Below are 17,013 nucleotides of genomic sequence, written 5' to 3' on the forward strand. Positions count from 1 at the left end.
CCACCCCGCTTCGCAGCGACGCAGTTACCTTCGACTACGGGGCCTTGGCTTACCCCGACATGGACTCTCACCATGCTGTGTACGCGCCTTCACGGGCGCACTAGGAGCGACGCCCCCGTCGCGAAAATCCTCGCAGACCACCACCCATCGCCCCGAGGGCGGGGCTCCCACAAACTGCAGAACACCTCCCCCTGCAATGGCAGGCCTCCCCCTGCAATGGCAGACATGCCCCCTGTAGTAGCGACGCCCCCGTCGCGATCACCCTCGCAAACCAACAACAATCGCCCCAAGGCCGGGGCTCCCACAAAAGGCAGGGCATTGCTTCAGACGGCTTGCTCGTTTTGGGGTGTTTCGCCATCGCCAAAAAGCTTTTGGATGGCTTGCCGTAGCCACTGATGCCCGGGATCTCGGTGCAAGCGACCGTGCCAAAACTGGTGTATGGCGCTCTCATCCACGGGCATGGGCAAGTCCCGCTTGACCAGGCCAAAAGGTCCCAAGGTGCGGTCTGCAAACCGCTCGGGCACGGTGGCAATCAAATCGGAATGGCTCAACACATCGCCCAAGGCCACGTAATGCGGAACCGTCAGACGAAAGTGTCGGCGCAGTTTTTGCTGGGCCAAGGCCACGTCGACCCGACCATGCCCTGTGCCTGCAGCCACCACACGCACATGTTCAGCGGCAGTGAACGAAGCCAAATTCAACGGGTTTGGACCCGCCAAAGCATGCCCTTGCCGCATCAAACAAATGTATTTCTGCCGAAACAAGGCTTGCTGAAAAAAACCCGCCTGCAGCTGCGGCAACAAACCCATGGCCAGGTCAATGCGGCCGGTGGCCATGTCTTCTTTGAGCGAAGCCTGCGTCACGCTGACCACCTGCAAAGTCACCCCGGGGGCTGACCGCGTCAAAGCATCCACCAACACGGGCAAAAAATACATCTCGCCCACATCGGTCATGGCCAGGCAAAAGCTGCGTGTGCTCAGCGCAGGGTCAAATGCCGCCCGCACATTCAAGGCCTGTTGCAAACCATCCAAAGCCATGGCCACGGGTTCGGCCAATTGCAAGGCATAGGGCGTGGGCTCCATGCGCCCTTGTGTGCGCAAAAAAAGCTCATCGCCCAATGTGCTGCGCAAACGCCCCAAGGCACTGCTGACGGCTGGCTGGCTCATGCCCAGCACCTCAGCCACCGTGGACACCCGCTTCTTCAAAAGCAAATGATGCAAGACCACCAGCAAGTTCAGATCGATTTTGGAGATGTCCATGGGGAGAGGCTCTTTGGTAATTCGTGTTTTGAATTTTGTAAAACTCACTTGATATTTGAATTTCAAATATCGACTATACAAATAATCCGGTTTACTAATTTTTGGATTTTACGCATGATTCACGTCAAGTTTCATCAGGAGTCCCCATGCAGGAACACCCCATTCATTGGGAGACACAGGGCACGAGCCGTGTGCCCTTTGCCCTTTATGCCAACGCGGACAGCCACAAAAAAGAGCTGGACCGTTTTTTCTACAAAGCCCACTGGAGCTATGTGGGCCTGGAGGCAGAAGTGCCCAACCCGGGCGACTTCAAACGCACCGTGATTGGCGAACGCTCGGTCATCATGACGCGCAGCCAAGACGGTCAAATTCACGTCGTTGAAAACGTCTGCGCACACCGGGGCATGGCGTTTTGCCGTGAGCGGCATGGCAACAAAAAAGAACTGGTCTGCCCCTACCACCAGTGGAGCTACGCCTTGGACGGCAAGCTGCAAGGCGTGCCCTTCAGGCGTGGCGTGCGCCAGGATGGCAAGGTCAACGGCGGCATGCCCGCCGACTTTGACCCCAAGGACCACGGACTGACTTCGCTCAAAGTGGCCACACGGGGCGGCGTGGTGTTTGCCTCGTTTGACCATGCGGTGGAGTCCCTCGAAGACTTCATGGGCCCCACCATCCTCAAGTACTTCGACCGCCTGTTCAACGGCCGCAAGCTCACCATCCTGGGCTACAACCGTCAACGCATCCCGGGCAACTGGAAGCTGATGCAGGAAAACATCAAAGACCCTTACCACCCCGGTCTGCTGCACACCTGGTTTGTGACCTTTGGCCTCTGGCGTGCTGACAACAAGTCTGAGCTGCGCATGGACGAACACCACCGCCACGCGGCCATGATTTCCACGCGCGGCTCAGCAGGTCAGGCGGCGGGAGACAAAGCCCAGGTCACGCAAGTGAGCAGCTTCAAGGCCAGCATGCAGCTCCATGACCCAAGCTTTCTGGACATCGTGCCCGAGCCTTGGTGGCAACTGGGTGATCAGATGCCCACGGCCGTGATGATGACGCTGTTTCCCAGCGTGATTTTTCAGCAGCAGGTCAACAGCGTGTCCACCCGCCACATCCAGCCCGATGGCCATGGCGCATTTGACTTTGTCTGGACGCACTTTGGCTTTGAAGACGACACGCCCGAGATGACCGAGCGCCGCTTGCGCCAGTCCAACTTGTTTGGCCCGGCGGGCTTCGTGTCGGCAGACGACGGCGAAGTGATCGAGTTTTCGCAGCAGGCCTTTGAAAGCAAACCCGAGCACCGCATGCTGGTGGAGCTGGGCGGACGCGATGTGGGTGAGACCGACCACATGGTGACCGAAACGCTCATCAGGGGCATGTACGAATACTGGCGCAAAGTGATGGAGGATTGATGATGGCCAAACCCTTGATAGACCTGCAAACCTGGTTCGACATTCAGCAGCTTTATGCCGATTACGCCAGCGCCGTGGACAGCGGCCAATGGGACCTGTGGCCCGAGTTTTTCACCGAGCAGTGCGTGTACAAACTGCAACCGCGTGAAAACTTTGAGCGCGGCTTTCCGCTGTGCACACTGTCTTTCACCAGCAAGGGCATGCTCAAGGACCGCGCCTATGGCATCCAAGAGACGCTTTACCACGACCCCTATTACCAGCGGCATGTGGTGGGGGCGCCCGTGGTGAGGCGCGTTGAAGACGGTCGCATTTATGCCGAAGCCAACTACGCGGTGTTTCGCACCAAGCTCGACAAGGAAAGCACCGTGTTCAATGTGGGCCGCTACATCGACACCATCGTGTCAACCCCCGAAGGCCTGAAGTTTGCCGAGCGCCTGTGCGTTTACGACAGCGAAATGATCCCCAACTCCATCATTTACCCCATCTGACCATGGATGATGCCGTTTTGAGACCCCCCTGTAGGAGCGACGCCCCCGTTGCGATAAGCCTCGCAGACCACCACCCATCGCCCCGAGGGCGGAACTCCCAAAAATGCCAGCCATTCCCCTGTAGGAGCGACGCCCCCGTCGCGATAAGACTCGCAGACCACAAGCCATCGCCCCGAGGGCGGGGCTCCCAAAAACGGCAGCCATTCCCCTGTAGGAGCGACGCCCCCGTCGCGATAAGCCTTGCAGACCACCACCCATCGCCCCGAGGGCGGGGCTCCCACAAAATCGCGATACTCCTCGCAGACCACCACCCATCGCCCCGAGGGCAGGGCCCCCAAAAATGCCAGGCATTCCCCTGTAGGAGCGACGCCCCCGTCGCGATAAGCCTTGCAGACCACAAGCCATCGCCCCGAGGCCGGGGCTCCCACATAATTGCGATAAGCCTCGCAGACCACCACCCATCGCCCCGAGGGTGGGGCTCCCGCATCACCACACACCTCAAGAGAGAACACCTATGACCCCATGGACCGACGTGGCCGCCGAGGCCGATTTGTTTGAAGGCGCTGGCATCGCCGTGACGCCTGAGGGCCAAGACATTGCCCTCTTCAAACTCGATGATGGCGGCGTGTATGCCATCAACAACCTGTGCAGCCATGGCAACGCCAAACTCTGCGACGGCTTTGTCGAAGGCCACCATGTGGAGTGCCCCTTTCATCAGGCGCTGTTTGATGTGCGTGACGGCACCGTCAGCTGTGGCCCGGCCACCGAGCCGGTCAAGTCTTGGCCGGTCAAAATTGAGAACGGCCGAGTTCTGCTCAAGCTCGATCAGTGACGGCAAAGCAACCGTTAAACTAGCCAGCGGCGGACTTGTTCCGCCGTTTTTACAAGCGCTTTTGCTTGACCCTTTCCTTTGGTCGCAGATCTGATGGACTTTGTGAATTTTTTGATCCAGCTGCTCAACAGTGTCCAGTACGGGCTGCTGCTGTTCATGCTGGCAGCGGGCCTGACGCTGATCTTCGGCATCATGGGCGTGGTCAACCTGGCCCACGGCAGCTTTTACATGCTGGGCGCTTACCTGGCTTGGTCTTTGGCAGCGCAGCTGGGCAGCTTCACGCTGGCCATCATTGTGGGTACCGCCTTGTCGGTGGCCTTTGGCTTGCTGATTGAGCGTTTGCTGTTTCGGCACTTCTACCACCGCGACCACTTGGACCAAGTGCTGCTCACGTTTGGCCTGATATACGTGTTTGAAGAGCTGCGCTCCATGATTTGGGGTGATGACGTGCACGGTCTGCCCGTGCCCGAGCTGCTGGCCGCGTCCATTCCCCTGACCGAGAACCTGTCTTATCCGGTGTACCGCCTGTTCATGTCGGGCGTGTGCCTGGTGTTGGCGCTGGGCTTGTATTTGCTGATCTCCAAAACCCGACTGGGCATGAAAATCCGCGCCGGGGCCTTCAACCGCGAGATGACCGAATCGCTGGGTGTGAACATCAAGCTCATCCACTCGGTGGTGTTCGCTTTGGGCATTGGCTTGGCCTCGATCGCGGGCATAATCGCCGCGCCTGTGTCGAGCGTCTACCCCAATATGGGCAGCCAAGTTTTGATCATGTGCTTTGTGGTGGTGGTGATTGGCGGCATCGGCTCGGTGCGGGGTGCTTTGATTGCCGCCTTGTTGGTCGGCCTGGTCGATACCTTTGGCAAGGTGCTGCTGCCCCAGGCCTCGGGCATGCTGGTGTATGTGCTGATGGCCTTGGTGCTGCTGTACAAACCCGAAGGCCTGTTCAAGCAATGAAAAAGAGTTCAACATGAGCACGCCCCAAATTCACCTTGAAACCCTGCCGCGCAGCATCCAGCTGGTGATGGTGCTGGGCTTTTTGGCGCTCGCCGCCTTCCCCTTTGTCGGAACCGACTTCTACACGGCCATGGTCGTGCGCATGATGATCCTGGCCATCTTGGCCATGAGCCTCGACTTGCTGCAAGGCGTCACGGGCCTGGTATCGCTGGGCCATGCGGCCTACTTTGGCTTGGCGGGTTATGTGCTGGCTTTTGTCACGCCGCAAAACGAGCCCATCAGCCTGTACACCAGCTTGCCGCTGGCCGTGGGTGGGGCGGCGCTGGCCGCTTTGGTCATTGGCTTTTTGGTGGTGCGCACGCACGGCATCTACTTCATCATGGTGACCATGGCCTTTGCGCAGATGATTTTTTACATCTTCTTTGACAACAAGGCGCTGGGCGGCTCGGACGGTTTGTTCCTGAACTTCCGCCCCGATGCGGGCGTCATCGACCTGGAAAACAAGCGGGTGTTTTATTACTTCACGCTGGGCTGTTTGCTGGCGGTGTATGTGTTTTTGCGCCGCCTGCTCTGGAGCCCCTTTGGCCGGGCGCTGTCGGGCATCCGCGTGAACGAGCACCGCATGCGGGCGCTGGGCTTCAACACCTTCAGCCACAAGCTGGCGGCCTTCACGCTGGCCGGTGCCTTGGCGGGCCTGGCGGGTTATTTGTGGGCCGCACAAACCGGTTTTGTGAACCCCGAGCTCATGGGCTTTCACATGAGTGCACACGCCATCATGATGGTCATTCTGGGCGGCATGGGCAATTTTGCGGGGGCCATTGTGGGCGCCTTCAGCTTTGAGTATTTACTGCATGTGTTCAAAGACTTGCCAGAGGTGGGCAACTTCAAAACCGGCAAACACTGGCAGATGTGGATGGGCCTGTTCATCGTGGCGCTGATCATCTTTGCCCCTAAGGGCATTTTGGGTCTGATCAACCGGGCTTTCGGCAGCAAAACGGCCAAGGAGGCAGGTCATGACTGATCGTCAAGTCTTGTTGTCCGCCCGTGGCTTGACCAAGCGCTTTGGCGGCTTGGCGGCTGTGAATGAGGTTTCGCTGGATTTGTGGCTGGGCCACATCCATGCCGTCATCGGTCCCAACGGCGCGGGCAAGTCCACGCTGACCAACCTGCTCTCGGGCGATTTGCCGCCCACCAGCGGCAGCATCACCTTGGGCGAGCACCCCATCAGCGGCTGGACGCCTGAAAAAATATCGCGCCACGGCTTGGGGCGCAGCTACCAAAAAACCAACATCTTCACCACCTTCACGGTGTGGGACAACGTGCGCCTGGCCGCGCAATCGCGTGTGCAGCCCTCGCCTTTCAACCCATTGGGCTGGTTGAAAACAGCGGCCCGAATGCAGGCTGTGAACCAGCGGGCTGAACGCGCCATCGAATTGGCAGGCTTGCAAGACCGCCGCCACGCCCAAGCCGGGGCCACCAGCCACGGCGAGCAACGCCAGCTCGAAATTGCCATGACCCTGGCCACCGAGCCCCGCGTGCTGCTGCTCGACGAGCCACTGGCCGGCATGGGCCAAGCCGAGGCCGAGCGCATGGTGCAGCTGCTGCTGCGCCTCAAAAAAGACCACGCCATTTTGCTGGTGGAGCACGACATGGACGCCGTGTTCACCCTGGCAGACCACCTCACGGTCATGGTAAACGGGCAAGTGATTGCGAGCGACACGCCTGCTGCTGTGCGTGCCGATGTAGGTGTGCAGGCCGCTTACCTCGGTGAGGAGCACTGACATGAACGATTTGTTGATCCAGGCCCAAGACCTGAACACCTATTACGGCGCGAGCCACATCCTGCGTGGCGTGAACTTTTCTGTCGGCCGGGGAGAAACGATTGGCCTCATGGGCCGCAACGGCATGGGCAAAAGCACCCTGCTCAAAACCCTCATGGGCATCGTGCCGCCGCGCAGCGGCACGGTGGACATCAAGGGCCAGCGCATGAACGGCCGACCCACGTTTGAAGTGGCGCAACTGGGCATCGCCTACGTGCCCGAAGGCCGGGGTATTTTTGGCAACCTGAGCGTGGTGGAAAACCTGCAAATGGCGGCACGGCCTGGCACTCAAGGCCAGCGCGACTGGACCTACGAGCGCGTGCTCGAGACCTTTCCACGCCTGAAGGAACGTCTGGGGCACGGCGGACAGCAACTGTCGGGCGGCGAGCAGCAAATGCTGACCATCGGCCGGGCACTCATGACCAACCCCGACGTGCTGATCTTGGACGAAGCCACCGAAGGGCTGGCCCCGCTGATCGCCCGCGACATCTGGCGCATCTGCAGCCTCATCAAAGAGAGTGGCATCAGCTCGATCATCGTGGACAAGAACTGGAAACACGTCACCCAGATCACCGACCGCAACATCATCTTGGTCAAAGGGCAAGTGGTGTTCGAAGGTTCGTCACAAATCCTGCTGGATGACCCGAGCGTGCTGGAGCAGCATTTGGGGGTTTGAAAGGTTTGAAGGGCTTGGCGGTGGGCGTCCCGCAAGGGTCTTCACCGAGACGCGAGTGGGCTGGGGCGTGCCAAAATTGAACGCTATTTCACTCGCCAGCTGTCAAGCCCGTCATCCATGCCCCCATTCCAACGCGCCGTCATCACTGGAGCCTGCGGGGGCTTGGGTCAGGCCTTGGCACGGCAGCTGCTGGACTCGGGTGCAAAGGTCGCCTTGGTCGGTCTGAACCTCGAAGCCTTGCAGTCACTGGCCAAGCTGGCCCCCGAGCGCTGTCGCATCTACACCCCCGACGTCTCCAATGCAGCGGCCATGCAAGCCATGGCCGCCGACTTTTTGCAGCACTGGGGCGTGCCCGATCTGGTGATCGCCAACGCGGGTGTGGCAGGCGGCTACGAGACCGCCGACCCGGCCGATCTGGCGGTGATGCGCCGAATGCTGGAGATCAACCTGCTGGGCGTCGCCACCACCTTCCAACCTTTTTTGAGCGCCATGCAACACAGCGGCCAAAAGGGCGCGTTGGTCGGCGTGGCCAGTGTGGCGGGCTGGCGCGGCATGCCGGGCAACGGGGCGTATTGTGCGAGCAAAGCCGGACTGATCGCGTATCTGCAAAGCTTGCGGGCCGAGCTGCGCCCCACCCGGCTCACCGTGCACACCATCAGTCCCGGTTATTTGCGCACCGCGCTCACCGCAGGCAACACCTTTGCCATGCCCGGCTTGCTGGGCCCCGACGAGGCGGCCCGCGATTTGCTGCGCGGCGTGGCGCAAGGCCGCGAACACATTGTTTTGCCACGCCGCATTGGCTGGCTGTCACGGGCTTTGTCCCTGCTGCCTGCACGCTGGCACGACCGCATCTTGCTGGGCCAGCCGCGCAAACCCCGCGCCCACCAAGCTGGCGCCACCCCCATTCCCGGACTCTCGCACCCGCACGACAAGACATGAGCCCAAACAAGCACATCGCCACCCACACCCAAATCGCGCTGATCGGCGCAGGCCCCTCGGGTCTGTCAGGCGCAAGGGCGCTCAGTAAACACGGCATCGCTTTCCAGGGCTTTGAAGCCCACACCGATGTGGGCGGTTTGTGGAACATCGGCAACGAGCGCTCCACCGTGTACGAATCGGCCCACCTGATCTCCAGCAAGCGCACCACCGAATTCAAAGAATTCCCCATGCCAGAGGGCACGGCCGATTACCCCAGTCATCGTGAGCTGCTGGACTACTTCAAGGCCTACGCTGAGCACTTTGACCTCAAGCGCCATTACCGCTTTGGCGTGCGTGTGCTGCGTGTGGAGCCGGTGAGCGATGCGCCCGACACGCTGTGGCGGGTGACGATTGATGCAGGTGGAGGCCAACACGAAACTCACGAATACAAAGGCGTGGTGATCGCCAACGGCATCTTGGCCGAACCCAACAAGCCCGAGTGGCCCGGGCAGTTCAGCGGGCAGTTGCTGCACACCTCGGCCTACAAAAAAGCCGAGCAGTTCAAGGGCCAGCGCGTGCTGATTGTGGGCGCGGGCAACTCGGGCTGCGACATCGCTGTCGACGCGGTGCACCACGCGCAAAGCGTGGACATCTCGGTGCGCAGGGGCTATTACTTCGTGCCCAAATATGTGTTCGGTCTGCCCGCCGACACGGTGGGCGGCAAAACCAAGCTGCCGCGCTGGCTCAAACAAAAAGTCGACAGCACGATGCTCAAGTGGTTCACGGGCGACCCGGTCCGTTTTGGTTTTCCCAAGCCCGACTACAAAATGTACGAGTCACACCCCATCGTGAACTCGCTCATCCTGCACCACATCGGCCACGGCGACGTCAAGGTACGGCCTGACGTGAGCCGCCTTGATGGCCACACCGTGCACTTCAAGGACGGGACCCAAGCCGACTACGACCTGGTCATGACCGCCACCGGCTACAAGCTGCACTACCCCTTCATCAACAACGCCTTGCTCAACTGGCAAGGCATGTCGCCCCAGCTGTACCTGAACATCTTTGCGCCGCGCTTTGACCGCCTGGCCGTGCTCGGCATGGTCGAGGCCGCAGGCTTGGGCTGGGAAGGCCGGGCCGAGCAGGCCGAGGTGATGGCGCGGTATTTCAAAGGCCTGGATGCGGGCCAGGCCAAGGCCCTGGCATTTTCCAAAGCGCGGCAAGGCCCCTCGCCCGATTTGTCGGCCGGCTACCGCTACCTGAAGGTGGAGCGCATGGCCTGTTATGTGAACAAAGACGTGTACCGCGACACCATGCGCCAAACTGCGGCCGAGCTGGCCTGAGCTCCCCATTCCCACACGAAAGCCCCCATGCTGCCTGTTGACGAAATTCGCCTGAACTTCAACCCCGCCTCGCTGGCCCTGCTCAACGGGGTGCTGGCATTTTTGATGTTCGGCATCGCGCTGGACACGCGGGCCGAAGACTTTCGCCGCCTGCTGCGCATGCCCATGGCTTTTGCGGTGGGCATTGGGGCGCAGTTCCTGCTTTTGCCCGCCATCACCTTTGTGCTGACTCTGGTGCTGCAGCCCTCGCCCAGCATCGCACTGGGCATGATCCTGGTGGCCTGCTGCCCGCCGGGCAATGTGAGCAACATCCTCACGCACCGGGCCAAGGGCAATGTGGCGCTGAGCGTGTCGATGACCGCCGTGTCGAATGCCATCGCGGTGGTGGCCATGCCGCTGAACTTCGCGTTCTGGGGCGGCCTGCACCCCACCGGCTCCAAGTTGTTGACCAGCATCGCCCTGGACCCGGTACAAATGTTTGTGCACATCCTGCTCATCATCGGCCTGCCCTTTGTGCTGGGCCTGCTGTGCATCCGCTATTTGCCCGTCTGGACCGAGCGCTTCAAAAAGCCGCTGCGCATCATCAGCTTCTTGGCCCTGATCGGCTTCATCGTGGCCGCCATTGCGGGCAACTGGCGCTACTTTTTGGACTATGTGGGCCTGGTGCTGGTGGCCGTCATCTTGCATGACGCGCTGGCTTTTGGCACCGGGTGGTTTTGCGCCAAAGCGGCCCGTTTGTCAGACTACGACAGCCGCGCCTTGTCGATCGAAGTCGGCATCCGCAACGCGGGCTTGGGGCTGGTGCTGATCTTCAGCTTCTTTGACGGGCTGGGTGGCATGGCCGTGGTGGCCGGTGTCTGGGGCTTTTGGGACATCATCGCCGGGCTGGTGCTGGCAGGATGGTGGGCACGCCGACCGCTCAAGGACCCAAGCGCATGAGCGCCCAGTCCCTGCACAACACGCCGCGTGCACGGCGCGTGTTGGTCACGGGCGCAGCAGGCTTTTTGGGTCAGGGCCTGATCGCCCAACTCGCCCGCCAGGGCGACTCCGAGGCCGTGGTCGCAGTGGACGTGCGTGAGGTGCCCGAGGCGCAGCGCCTGAGTGGCATCACCTACCTGACACAAGACGTGCGCGACCCGGCCTTGGCATACACCGTGGCCGCCCACCAGATCGACACCCTGGTGCACCTAGCCGCCATCGTCACGCCCGGCAAAGACGCCAACCGCGCCTTCGAATACTCGGTCGACGTGGAAGGCACACGCAACGTGTTGCAAGCCTGTGTGGCGCATGGCGTGCAACACATCGTGGTCTCGTCCAGCGGTGCGGCCTATGGTTATCACGCAGACAACCCCGCTTGGCTCACCGAAAACATGCCCCTGCGCGGCAACGAGAGCTTTGCTTACAGCCACCACAAACGCTTGGTCGAAGAGATGCTGGCGCAGTACCGCCAAAGCCACCCCCAGCTGCAGCAAACCGTGCTGCGCATCGGCACCATCTTGGGCGAGCGGGTCAACAACCAAATCACCGCCCTGTTTGAAAAACCCCGCCTGCTGGCCGTGCAAGGCAGCGACAGCCCCTTCGTGTTCATTTGGGATGAAGACGTGACCGGAGCCATATTGCATGCCTTGAGTGGTGAGGCCCCCAGTGGCTGCTTCAATTTGGCGGGCGACGGGGCCTTGACGATTTTTGAGATCGCGCAGCGCCTGAACAAGCGCCCTCGCGTCTTGCCCGCGTGGCTCCTGAAAACCGCTTTGTGGCTGGGCAGCCGCCTGGGCCTGAGCCGCTACGGCCCAGAACAACTCGACTTTTTGCGCTACCGGCCTGTGCTGCTCAACACCGCACTCAAGCGCCGATTTGGCTACACACCGCAAAAAACCAGTGCCCAGGCACTGGACGCCTTGATCAGCGCACGCAAGGCGCACAACCCCATTCAGGCTCACTCAAAGCACGATGTCATGCGTTAAAGCGGTGGATGGGTTTTGCGCTGCGATGGCCAGGATCTGGCCTTTTAACCATTCAACGCCAGGGTCGTGCACTGACTTTTTGTCCCAGCACAAAAACGACGAATAGGCGGGTAAATCGAAGGGCAAACTTCGCGTGACCAGTTGCTTGGCATGGGTCATCGCCACCCGATTCCCCATCACGGCGGCATAGTCGCTGTGCTCGAGTTGATGGATGATCTGGGCAAAACTCGACACCACCATTTGGGCATTTCTTTGCCTGCCAGTGGCAGCCAGAATTTCGTCAATCCGGTCATCCAAAGTCGAGGTGCCATAACCCAAGAATATCTGCGGAATGGCGCAAAAGCTGTCCAGCGACACGGCCTCAGCAGCACGGGGGTGGTCTCGCCGCAGCGCATAGACATAGTGGTCTTGGTACAGCGCCAAATGCTCTAAATCATGAGGGGGTTTGATGCGGGCGATCACGGCCAGATCCAGCTCGCCCCGAGACAAACTGTCCTGCAAGTTCAAGCTGCCCACAGGCTCCCAAACGATGCGGATGGCAGATCCGCAAGCGGCCAAAACGCGTCCCAAGGCGGGCAACACCCAGCTGCTGGGGTAATCCGAGCCTGCGACACGAAAAATGCGGCTCGATTGACCAGGCGAAAAGTCCAACTCTTCATCGAACAAGGCTGAAAACTCAAACAAGGTTTTTTCGATTTTCGGCGCCAGGCGCAGGGCTTTGGGTGTCGGGCTCACACCGTGGCCTGTGCGGATGAACAAGGGGTCATTGAATATTTTTCTTAACCGAGCCAATGAAGCACTGACCGCAGGCTGGCTCAGGAACAGCCGCGCCGCGGCCCGCGAGACGCTGCGCTCGCGCATCAGCGCGTCAAAGGTCCGAATCATGCCGATGTCGAGACTGCGAATATCACTTTGGCTCATATCTCATATCCAAATTTTCATATTGTCTGCACGCCAAGCTTGACCGAAGATACAAACACATTTTCACAACCAGAGACAAGCATGCACATCAACCGTCGCCAATTGCTGACTGCTGCCACCGCCATGGTCGGCGCAAGCGCCTGGTCGCAAACTTCTGCATTTCCCAACCGCCCTGTTCGCATCGTTCCCTTTGGTACGGCGGGCGGCCCGATTGATGGTCTGGCCCGCGCCTATGGCGAAAAACTGCAACAAAGATGGGGGCAGTCCATCATCGTTGACGCCAAACCGGGTGCCAGTGGCATCATCGCTGCCGATTTTGTAGCCAAGTCCGCACCCGATGGGCACACCGTGATGATGACACTGCCACTGACCCATGTGAACAACGCCATTTTGCAGGCCAAGCTGCCTTACGACCCGGTCAAGGACTTCACCCCTTTGTCCATGTTGGCCACCGGAGGCCCCATGCTGGTGGCCCGGGCCAATGCACCCTACAACAACCTCAAGGAATTTGTGGAGTTTGCAAAGAAGAAAGGTGCCATGTCCTTTGGCACTTGGGGCAACGGCTCCACCGCCCATCTTTTTGGCGAGTTGCTCAAGCGTCAGGCGGGCCTGAACCTGGTGCATGCGGCCTACAAATCCGAAGCTGCCGCGCACAACGACTTGTTCGGCGATTTGCTCGATTTCGCGTGGGCCAACCCCTCCACCGCCAAGGCCCAAACACAAGGCGGCCGAATGAAAGTCATCGGTATCGCAGGCACTCGCCGCGTCTCGACCATGCCGCAAGTGCCCACCTTCAAGGAGCAAGGATTCCAGGGCTTTGACGTTGACAGCTGGATCGGCATGTACGCCCCGGCGGGTTTGAGCCCCGAGGTGCAAAACAGCTGGGTCAACGCCTTGCGTGACATCACCCAAATGCCCGACATCCAAGCCCGCCTGAGCGCCTTTGGCTTCGAGCCCCTGGGCAACACCCCCGCACAGTTCATGGAGGTTTACAAAGCCGACTTTCCTCGGGTCTCCGAACTGATCAAAGCTGCCGGCGTGACCGCCAACTGAAGCCACCCCATGCACAAGATCATTCCCTTGGTACCCGCAGACACCGGCACCGCTTATGGACGCCCCGCCCCCAGCCACCAAAAAAACATGACCGAAGTGGGTCCGGGCACCCCGATGGGCGAGCTGCTTCGCCGCTACTGGCACCCGATTGGCTTGACCCGTGACGCCACAGCCACCCCCAAAAAGGTCCGGGTTTTGGGCGAAGACCTGATCCTTTTTCGCAACCTGTCAGGCCAGCCCGGCCTGCTGTACCCGCATTGCACGCACCGAGGCACTTCGCTGTTTTACGGCAAAGTCGACGAGACCGGTATTCGCTGCTGTTACCACGGCTGGAAGTTCGATGCCGCAGGCCATTGCCTGGACCAACCATGTGAGCCCGGTGGTGGCCGCTTCAGGGACAAAGTTCGCCAGCCCTGGTATCCGCTGCAGGAGCACTATGGATTGATCTGGGCGTACATGGGGCCCCCAGACAAAAAGCCGGTGCTGCCAACCTACGAATGTCTGGACGTGCTCGACGCAGGTGAGTTTCTCGAAACCGATGACAGCAGCATCGGTGGTGGTGGACCCCGCGTCATCCCCTGCAACTGGCTGCAGCATTACGAAAACCTGGTTGACCCTTTTCACGTCGTGATCCTGCATTCATCATTCAGCGGCACCCAATTTGTAGAAGAAATGGCCGTGATGCCCGAGGTCAACTGGGAGAACACCGAACTGGGGGTCCGAACCATTTCCATGCGCCAATTGCCCGATGGCCGGGCTTTCAAGCGCATCAGTGAAGCCGGCTTGCCCACCCTGCGCGTGATTCCCAGCCCCAAAATCGGCCGCATGGGGCGGGTCGAGTCCATCGGATGGATCTTGCCCATCGATGACCACAGTTTCCGGATTTTTGTGGTGGGCCGCGTGCGAGAAGAAGGCGAGTTGTCACGCATGCGCACCCGCATGAACGGCAAGCTGTGGGAAGAGATGAGCGAAGAGGAACACCAGCTGTTTCCCAACGACGTGGAAGCCATGGTCAGCCAAGGCGTGATCGCTCATCACTCCGAAGAACACCTGGCCACCAGCGACCGAGGCATCGTGATGCTGCGCCGCATGCTGCTCAAGCAACTGGACACCGTGGCTGCCGGAGGAGACCCGGCAGGGGTTCAATTCGATACAGACGCCCCGCCTGTGCACTTCACATCCGGCAACTTCATGTTGGACTGATTCAAAGCAAAGGCCGCAACTCCCGAGCGGCTTCCAGCAGCAAGGGCAGCCATTGGCGCTGCACTGCGGCATCGCTCAAGTGCTCGGCCGTGCCCACCACGTTCAGTGCGGCCAAGGTCTGCCCCTGCATGTTGCGCAACGGTACCGCCAAGGCATGGATGCCCAGCTCGTGCCCGTCGCGGGCCAAACAGTGGTCTGCCTGCCGCACTTGCGCGATCAAGGCCTTAAACCGGGTGGCGTTCACTTCGGTTTGCGGCGTGATGCGGGCCAATTCCCGGCCCTTGAGCCAGGCGGCAAATTCGGTCTTGGGCAAGCTGGCCAGCAGCACCCGCCCGGTAGATGTGGCGTGCGCGGGCAAGCGTGCCCCCAGGTGCAAGCCATAGGCCAAGTGCCGCACCGGCTCGCCCACACCAGCGCTGCGGGCCACGATGACGCACTCATCGCCATCACGCACCACCGCGCTGAAGGCCGCCTGCGTTTGCGCGGCCAAACGGTTGAGTGTGGGCTGCAGCATGCGCGGCAAGCGCGAAGTGGCCATGTAGCTGCCCGCCAGGCGCAACACCCTTGCCGACAACCAGTAATGCGAGCCATCGGTGTCCAGATAACCCAGCTCGGCCAGCGTGAGCAAATGCCGCCGCGCCGCCGCCCGCGTGATGCCCGTGCGCTGTGCGGCCAGTGTGGCATTCAAGCGCTGGCGCTCGGTATCAAAGGCTTCGAGTACAGCCAGTCCTTTGGCCAAGCCTTCGATGTAGTCGGCTTTCGCGATGGTCATGGAGAAATCTCAAAAATGCATCTCTGACCTGAAGATGCGACCTGCCAAATGCAATTGATTGGAGTCATATTGCGCGATGATCGCACAAAAAATCCAATCACCGCACAAACTTCATCACCACCTCAGGGTCAAAACAAGCCTGTCTCTTAAGCTTACAGAGATTGCAAAAACCGATTTCAGGAGACACCCATGACCAAAGCCACACGCACCCAAGTTGCCATCATCGGCGCTGGCCCATCGGGCTTGCTGCTGGGCCAATTGCTTCACAAAGCCGGCATCGATGCCATCATCGTCGAGCGTCAATCGGGGGATTACGTGCTCAGCCGCATCCGCGCCGGCGTGCTGGAGCAAGTGACCATGGACCTGCTCGACGAAGCGGGCGTGGGCCAGCGCATGCACAAGGAGGGTTTGGTGCACACGGGCTTTGACCTGTTATTCAAAGGTGCACGCCACCGCATCGACATGGACCGCCTCACGGGCGGCAAAAAAGTCATCGTGTACGGCCAGACCGAAGTCACCCGCGACCTCATGGACGCCCGACAAGCGCAAGGCCTGCCCACGGTGTACGAGGCCGACAACGTGCAGGTGCATGACTTCGACAGCCTAAAACCCCGCGTCACTTACGAAAAAAACGGCCAGCTGCACACCATCGAGTGCGACTTCATTGCAGGCTGCGACGGCTTTCATGGCGTGTGCCGCGCCAGTGCGCCCAAAAACGCCATCAAGGAATACGAGAAGGTTTACCCCTTTGGCTGGCTGGGTGTGTTGTCTGACACACCGCCCGTGCACCACGAGTTGATTTACGCCAACAGCACTCGCGGCTTTGCCCTGTGCTCACAGCGCAGCGTCACGCGCAGCCGCTACTACCTGCAAGTGCCCACCACCGACAAGGTCGAGCAATGGTCGGACGACGCTTTCTGGGCCGAGCTGCGTCATCGCCTGGACCCCGAAGCCCGCGAACACTTGGTGACTGGCCCGAGCATCGAAAAAAGCATCGCCCCGCTGCGCAGCTTTGTGACCGAACCGATGCGATTTGGCCGCATGTTTTTGGCGGGCGACGCGGCGCACATTGTGCCGCCCACCGGGGCCAAGGGCCTGAACCTGGCCGCCACCGACGTGAAGTACCTGTCCACCGCGATCATCGAGTTTTATGCCGACAAAACCGATGCGGGCATCGACGCGTATTCAGAGCGCTGCTTGCGCCGCGTTTGGCGTGCAGAGCGCTTTTCCTGGTGGTTCACCAGCTTGATGCACCACTTTCCGGAAAACGGTGACATCGGCCAAAAATTCCAGGACGCGGAGCTGGACTACCTGATCCACAGCGAAGCGGGCTCGCGCACCATGGCCGAAAACTATGTGGGCTTGCCGCTGAATTTTGGGGAGTGATCCCCCGGT

Annotated in this window: 17 protein-coding genes; 14 read left to right on the forward strand and 3 right to left on the reverse strand. The window is 60.4% G+C overall.

The window, feature by feature from the left end:
* Window positions 1-323: 323 nt before the first annotated feature.
* Window positions 324-1,259: a LysR family transcriptional regulator gene (locus B9Z48_RS19370; protein WP_089960551.1), complete on the reverse strand. Its 936-nt coding sequence runs from the start codon at window positions 1,257-1,259 to the stop codon at window positions 324-326.
* Window positions 1,260-1,405: 146 nt separating this feature from the next.
* Between B9Z48_RS19370 and B9Z48_RS19375 the strand changes: the two genes are divergently transcribed.
* From B9Z48_RS19375 to B9Z48_RS19425, 11 genes are all read left to right on the forward strand, one after another.
* Window positions 1,406-2,671, forward strand: coding sequence for an aromatic ring-hydroxylating dioxygenase subunit alpha (locus B9Z48_RS19375; protein ID WP_108380337.1), 1,266 nt, complete (start codon window positions 1,406-1,408; stop codon window positions 2,669-2,671).
* Complete coding sequence (locus B9Z48_RS19380; protein WP_108380338.1) at window positions 2,671-3,159, forward strand: aromatic-ring-hydroxylating dioxygenase subunit beta; 489 nt, start codon at window positions 2,671-2,673, stop codon at window positions 3,157-3,159. Before B9Z48_RS19375 ends, B9Z48_RS19380 begins: the two co-directional genes overlap by 1 nt.
* 514 nt (window positions 3,160-3,673) lie before the next feature.
* Window positions 3,674-3,991: a non-heme iron oxygenase ferredoxin subunit gene (locus B9Z48_RS19385; protein ID WP_089960391.1), complete on the forward strand. Its 318-nt coding sequence runs from the start codon at window positions 3,674-3,676 to the stop codon at window positions 3,989-3,991.
* A gap of 93 nt (window positions 3,992-4,084) precedes the next feature.
* Window positions 4,085-4,948 carry a branched-chain amino acid ABC transporter permease gene (locus B9Z48_RS19390; protein ID WP_108380339.1) on the forward strand — a complete coding sequence of 288 codons (864 nt, stop codon included), beginning with the start codon at window positions 4,085-4,087 and terminating at the stop codon, window positions 4,946-4,948.
* Window positions 4,949-4,961: 13 nt separating this feature from the next.
* Window positions 4,962-5,969: a branched-chain amino acid ABC transporter permease gene (locus B9Z48_RS19395; RefSeq protein WP_089960397.1), complete on the forward strand. Its 1,008-nt coding sequence runs from the start codon at window positions 4,962-4,964 to the stop codon at window positions 5,967-5,969.
* On the forward strand, window positions 5,962-6,729 hold the full coding sequence (locus tag B9Z48_RS19400; RefSeq protein WP_089960401.1) for an ABC transporter ATP-binding protein: 768 nt from the start codon (window positions 5,962-5,964) through the stop codon (window positions 6,727-6,729). Before B9Z48_RS19395 ends, B9Z48_RS19400 begins: the two co-directional genes overlap by 8 nt.
* A gap of 1 nt (window position 6,730) precedes the next feature.
* Entirely contained in the window at window positions 6,731-7,444 is a 714-nt protein-coding gene (locus tag B9Z48_RS19405) for an ABC transporter ATP-binding protein (protein WP_089960403.1), read from the forward strand.
* A 117-nt stretch (window positions 7,445-7,561) separates the two neighbouring features.
* Window positions 7,562-8,383: an SDR family oxidoreductase gene (locus B9Z48_RS19410; protein WP_108380340.1), complete on the forward strand. Its 822-nt coding sequence runs from the start codon at window positions 7,562-7,564 to the stop codon at window positions 8,381-8,383.
* Window positions 8,380-9,705: an NAD(P)/FAD-dependent oxidoreductase gene (locus B9Z48_RS19415; protein ID WP_199233555.1), complete on the forward strand. Its 1,326-nt coding sequence runs from the start codon at window positions 8,380-8,382 to the stop codon at window positions 9,703-9,705. The genes B9Z48_RS19410 and B9Z48_RS19415 overlap by 4 nt, the downstream gene beginning before the upstream one ends.
* Before the next feature lie 27 nt (window positions 9,706-9,732).
* Window positions 9,733-10,644, forward strand: coding sequence for a bile acid:sodium symporter family protein (locus B9Z48_RS19420; RefSeq protein ID WP_108380341.1), 912 nt, complete (start codon window positions 9,733-9,735; stop codon window positions 10,642-10,644).
* Window positions 10,641-11,669 (forward strand): SDR family oxidoreductase, encoded by a 1,029-nt coding sequence (locus B9Z48_RS19425; protein WP_108380365.1) that lies wholly within the window; start codon window positions 10,641-10,643, stop codon window positions 11,667-11,669. The genes B9Z48_RS19420 and B9Z48_RS19425 overlap by 4 nt, the downstream gene beginning before the upstream one ends.
* Here the strand turns inward: B9Z48_RS19425 and B9Z48_RS19430 are convergent.
* On the reverse strand, window positions 11,646-12,590 hold the full coding sequence (locus tag B9Z48_RS19430) for a LysR family transcriptional regulator (protein ID WP_108380342.1): 945 nt from the start codon (window positions 12,588-12,590) through the stop codon (window positions 11,646-11,648). The genes B9Z48_RS19425 and B9Z48_RS19430 overlap by 24 nt on opposite strands.
* Window positions 12,591-12,671: 81 nt before the next feature.
* Between B9Z48_RS19430 and B9Z48_RS19435 the strand changes: the two genes are divergently transcribed.
* Window positions 12,672-13,643, forward strand: a complete 972-nt coding sequence (locus B9Z48_RS19435) for a tripartite tricarboxylate transporter substrate binding protein (RefSeq protein ID WP_108380343.1) — start codon at window positions 12,672-12,674, stop codon at window positions 13,641-13,643.
* A gap of 9 nt (window positions 13,644-13,652) precedes the next feature.
* A complete protein-coding gene (locus B9Z48_RS19440; protein WP_108380344.1) occupies window positions 13,653-14,846 on the forward strand; it encodes an aromatic ring-hydroxylating dioxygenase subunit alpha in 1,194 nt (397 codons plus the stop codon).
* A 1-nt stretch (window position 14,847) separates the two neighbouring features.
* Here the strand turns inward: B9Z48_RS19440 and B9Z48_RS19445 are convergent, their stop codons facing one another.
* Window positions 14,848-15,618, reverse strand: coding sequence for an IclR family transcriptional regulator C-terminal domain-containing protein (locus B9Z48_RS19445; protein WP_089960420.1), 771 nt, complete (start codon window positions 15,616-15,618; stop codon window positions 14,848-14,850).
* Between the two features lie 189 nt (window positions 15,619-15,807).
* Between B9Z48_RS19445 and pobA the strand changes: the two genes are divergently transcribed.
* Window positions 15,808-17,004 (forward strand): 4-hydroxybenzoate 3-monooxygenase, encoded by a 1,197-nt coding sequence (pobA, locus tag B9Z48_RS19450; RefSeq protein ID WP_108380345.1) that lies wholly within the window; start codon window positions 15,808-15,810, stop codon window positions 17,002-17,004.
* Window positions 17,005-17,013 lie beyond the last annotated feature (9 nt).

This window comes from Limnohabitans sp. WS1 (assembly GCF_003063265.1).
Taxonomy (GTDB): domain Bacteria; phylum Pseudomonadota; class Gammaproteobacteria; order Burkholderiales; family Burkholderiaceae_C; genus Limnohabitans_A.

Excerpts from the sequence above, each read along its gene's own strand:
- B9Z48_RS19370 (WP_089960551.1), bottom strand. The coding sequence starts at position 1,259 with ATGGACATCTCCAAAATCGATCTGAACTTGCTGGTGGTCTTGCATCAT.
- B9Z48_RS19375 (WP_108380337.1), top strand. The coding sequence starts at position 1,406 with ATGCAGGAACACCCCATTCATTGGGAGACACAGGGCACGAGCCGTGTG.
- B9Z48_RS19380 (WP_108380338.1), top strand. The coding sequence starts at position 2,671 with ATGATGGCCAAACCCTTGATAGACCTGCAAACCTGGTTCGACATTCAG.
- B9Z48_RS19385 (WP_089960391.1), top strand. The coding sequence starts at position 3,674 with ATGACCCCATGGACCGACGTGGCCGCCGAGGCCGATTTGTTTGAAGGC.
- B9Z48_RS19390 (WP_108380339.1), top strand. The coding sequence starts at position 4,085 with ATGGACTTTGTGAATTTTTTGATCCAGCTGCTCAACAGTGTCCAGTAC.
- B9Z48_RS19395 (WP_089960397.1), top strand. The coding sequence starts at position 4,962 with ATGAGCACGCCCCAAATTCACCTTGAAACCCTGCCGCGCAGCATCCAG.
- B9Z48_RS19400 (WP_089960401.1), top strand. The coding sequence starts at position 5,962 with ATGACTGATCGTCAAGTCTTGTTGTCCGCCCGTGGCTTGACCAAGCGC.
- B9Z48_RS19405 (WP_089960403.1), top strand. The coding sequence starts at position 6,731 with ATGAACGATTTGTTGATCCAGGCCCAAGACCTGAACACCTATTACGGC.
- B9Z48_RS19410 (WP_108380340.1), top strand. The coding sequence starts at position 7,562 with ATGCCCCCATTCCAACGCGCCGTCATCACTGGAGCCTGCGGGGGCTTG.
- B9Z48_RS19415 (WP_199233555.1), top strand. The coding sequence starts at position 8,380 with ATGAGCCCAAACAAGCACATCGCCACCCACACCCAAATCGCGCTGATC.
- B9Z48_RS19420 (WP_108380341.1), top strand. The coding sequence starts at position 9,733 with ATGCTGCCTGTTGACGAAATTCGCCTGAACTTCAACCCCGCCTCGCTG.
- B9Z48_RS19425 (WP_108380365.1), top strand. The coding sequence starts at position 10,641 with ATGAGCGCCCAGTCCCTGCACAACACGCCGCGTGCACGGCGCGTGTTG.
- B9Z48_RS19430 (WP_108380342.1), bottom strand. The coding sequence starts at position 12,590 with ATGAGCCAAAGTGATATTCGCAGTCTCGACATCGGCATGATTCGGACC.
- B9Z48_RS19435 (WP_108380343.1), top strand. The coding sequence starts at position 12,672 with ATGCACATCAACCGTCGCCAATTGCTGACTGCTGCCACCGCCATGGTC.
- B9Z48_RS19440 (WP_108380344.1), top strand. The coding sequence starts at position 13,653 with ATGCACAAGATCATTCCCTTGGTACCCGCAGACACCGGCACCGCTTAT.
- B9Z48_RS19445 (WP_089960420.1), bottom strand. The coding sequence starts at position 15,618 with ATGACCATCGCGAAAGCCGACTACATCGAAGGCTTGGCCAAAGGACTG.
- pobA (WP_108380345.1), top strand. The coding sequence starts at position 15,808 with ATGACCAAAGCCACACGCACCCAAGTTGCCATCATCGGCGCTGGCCCA.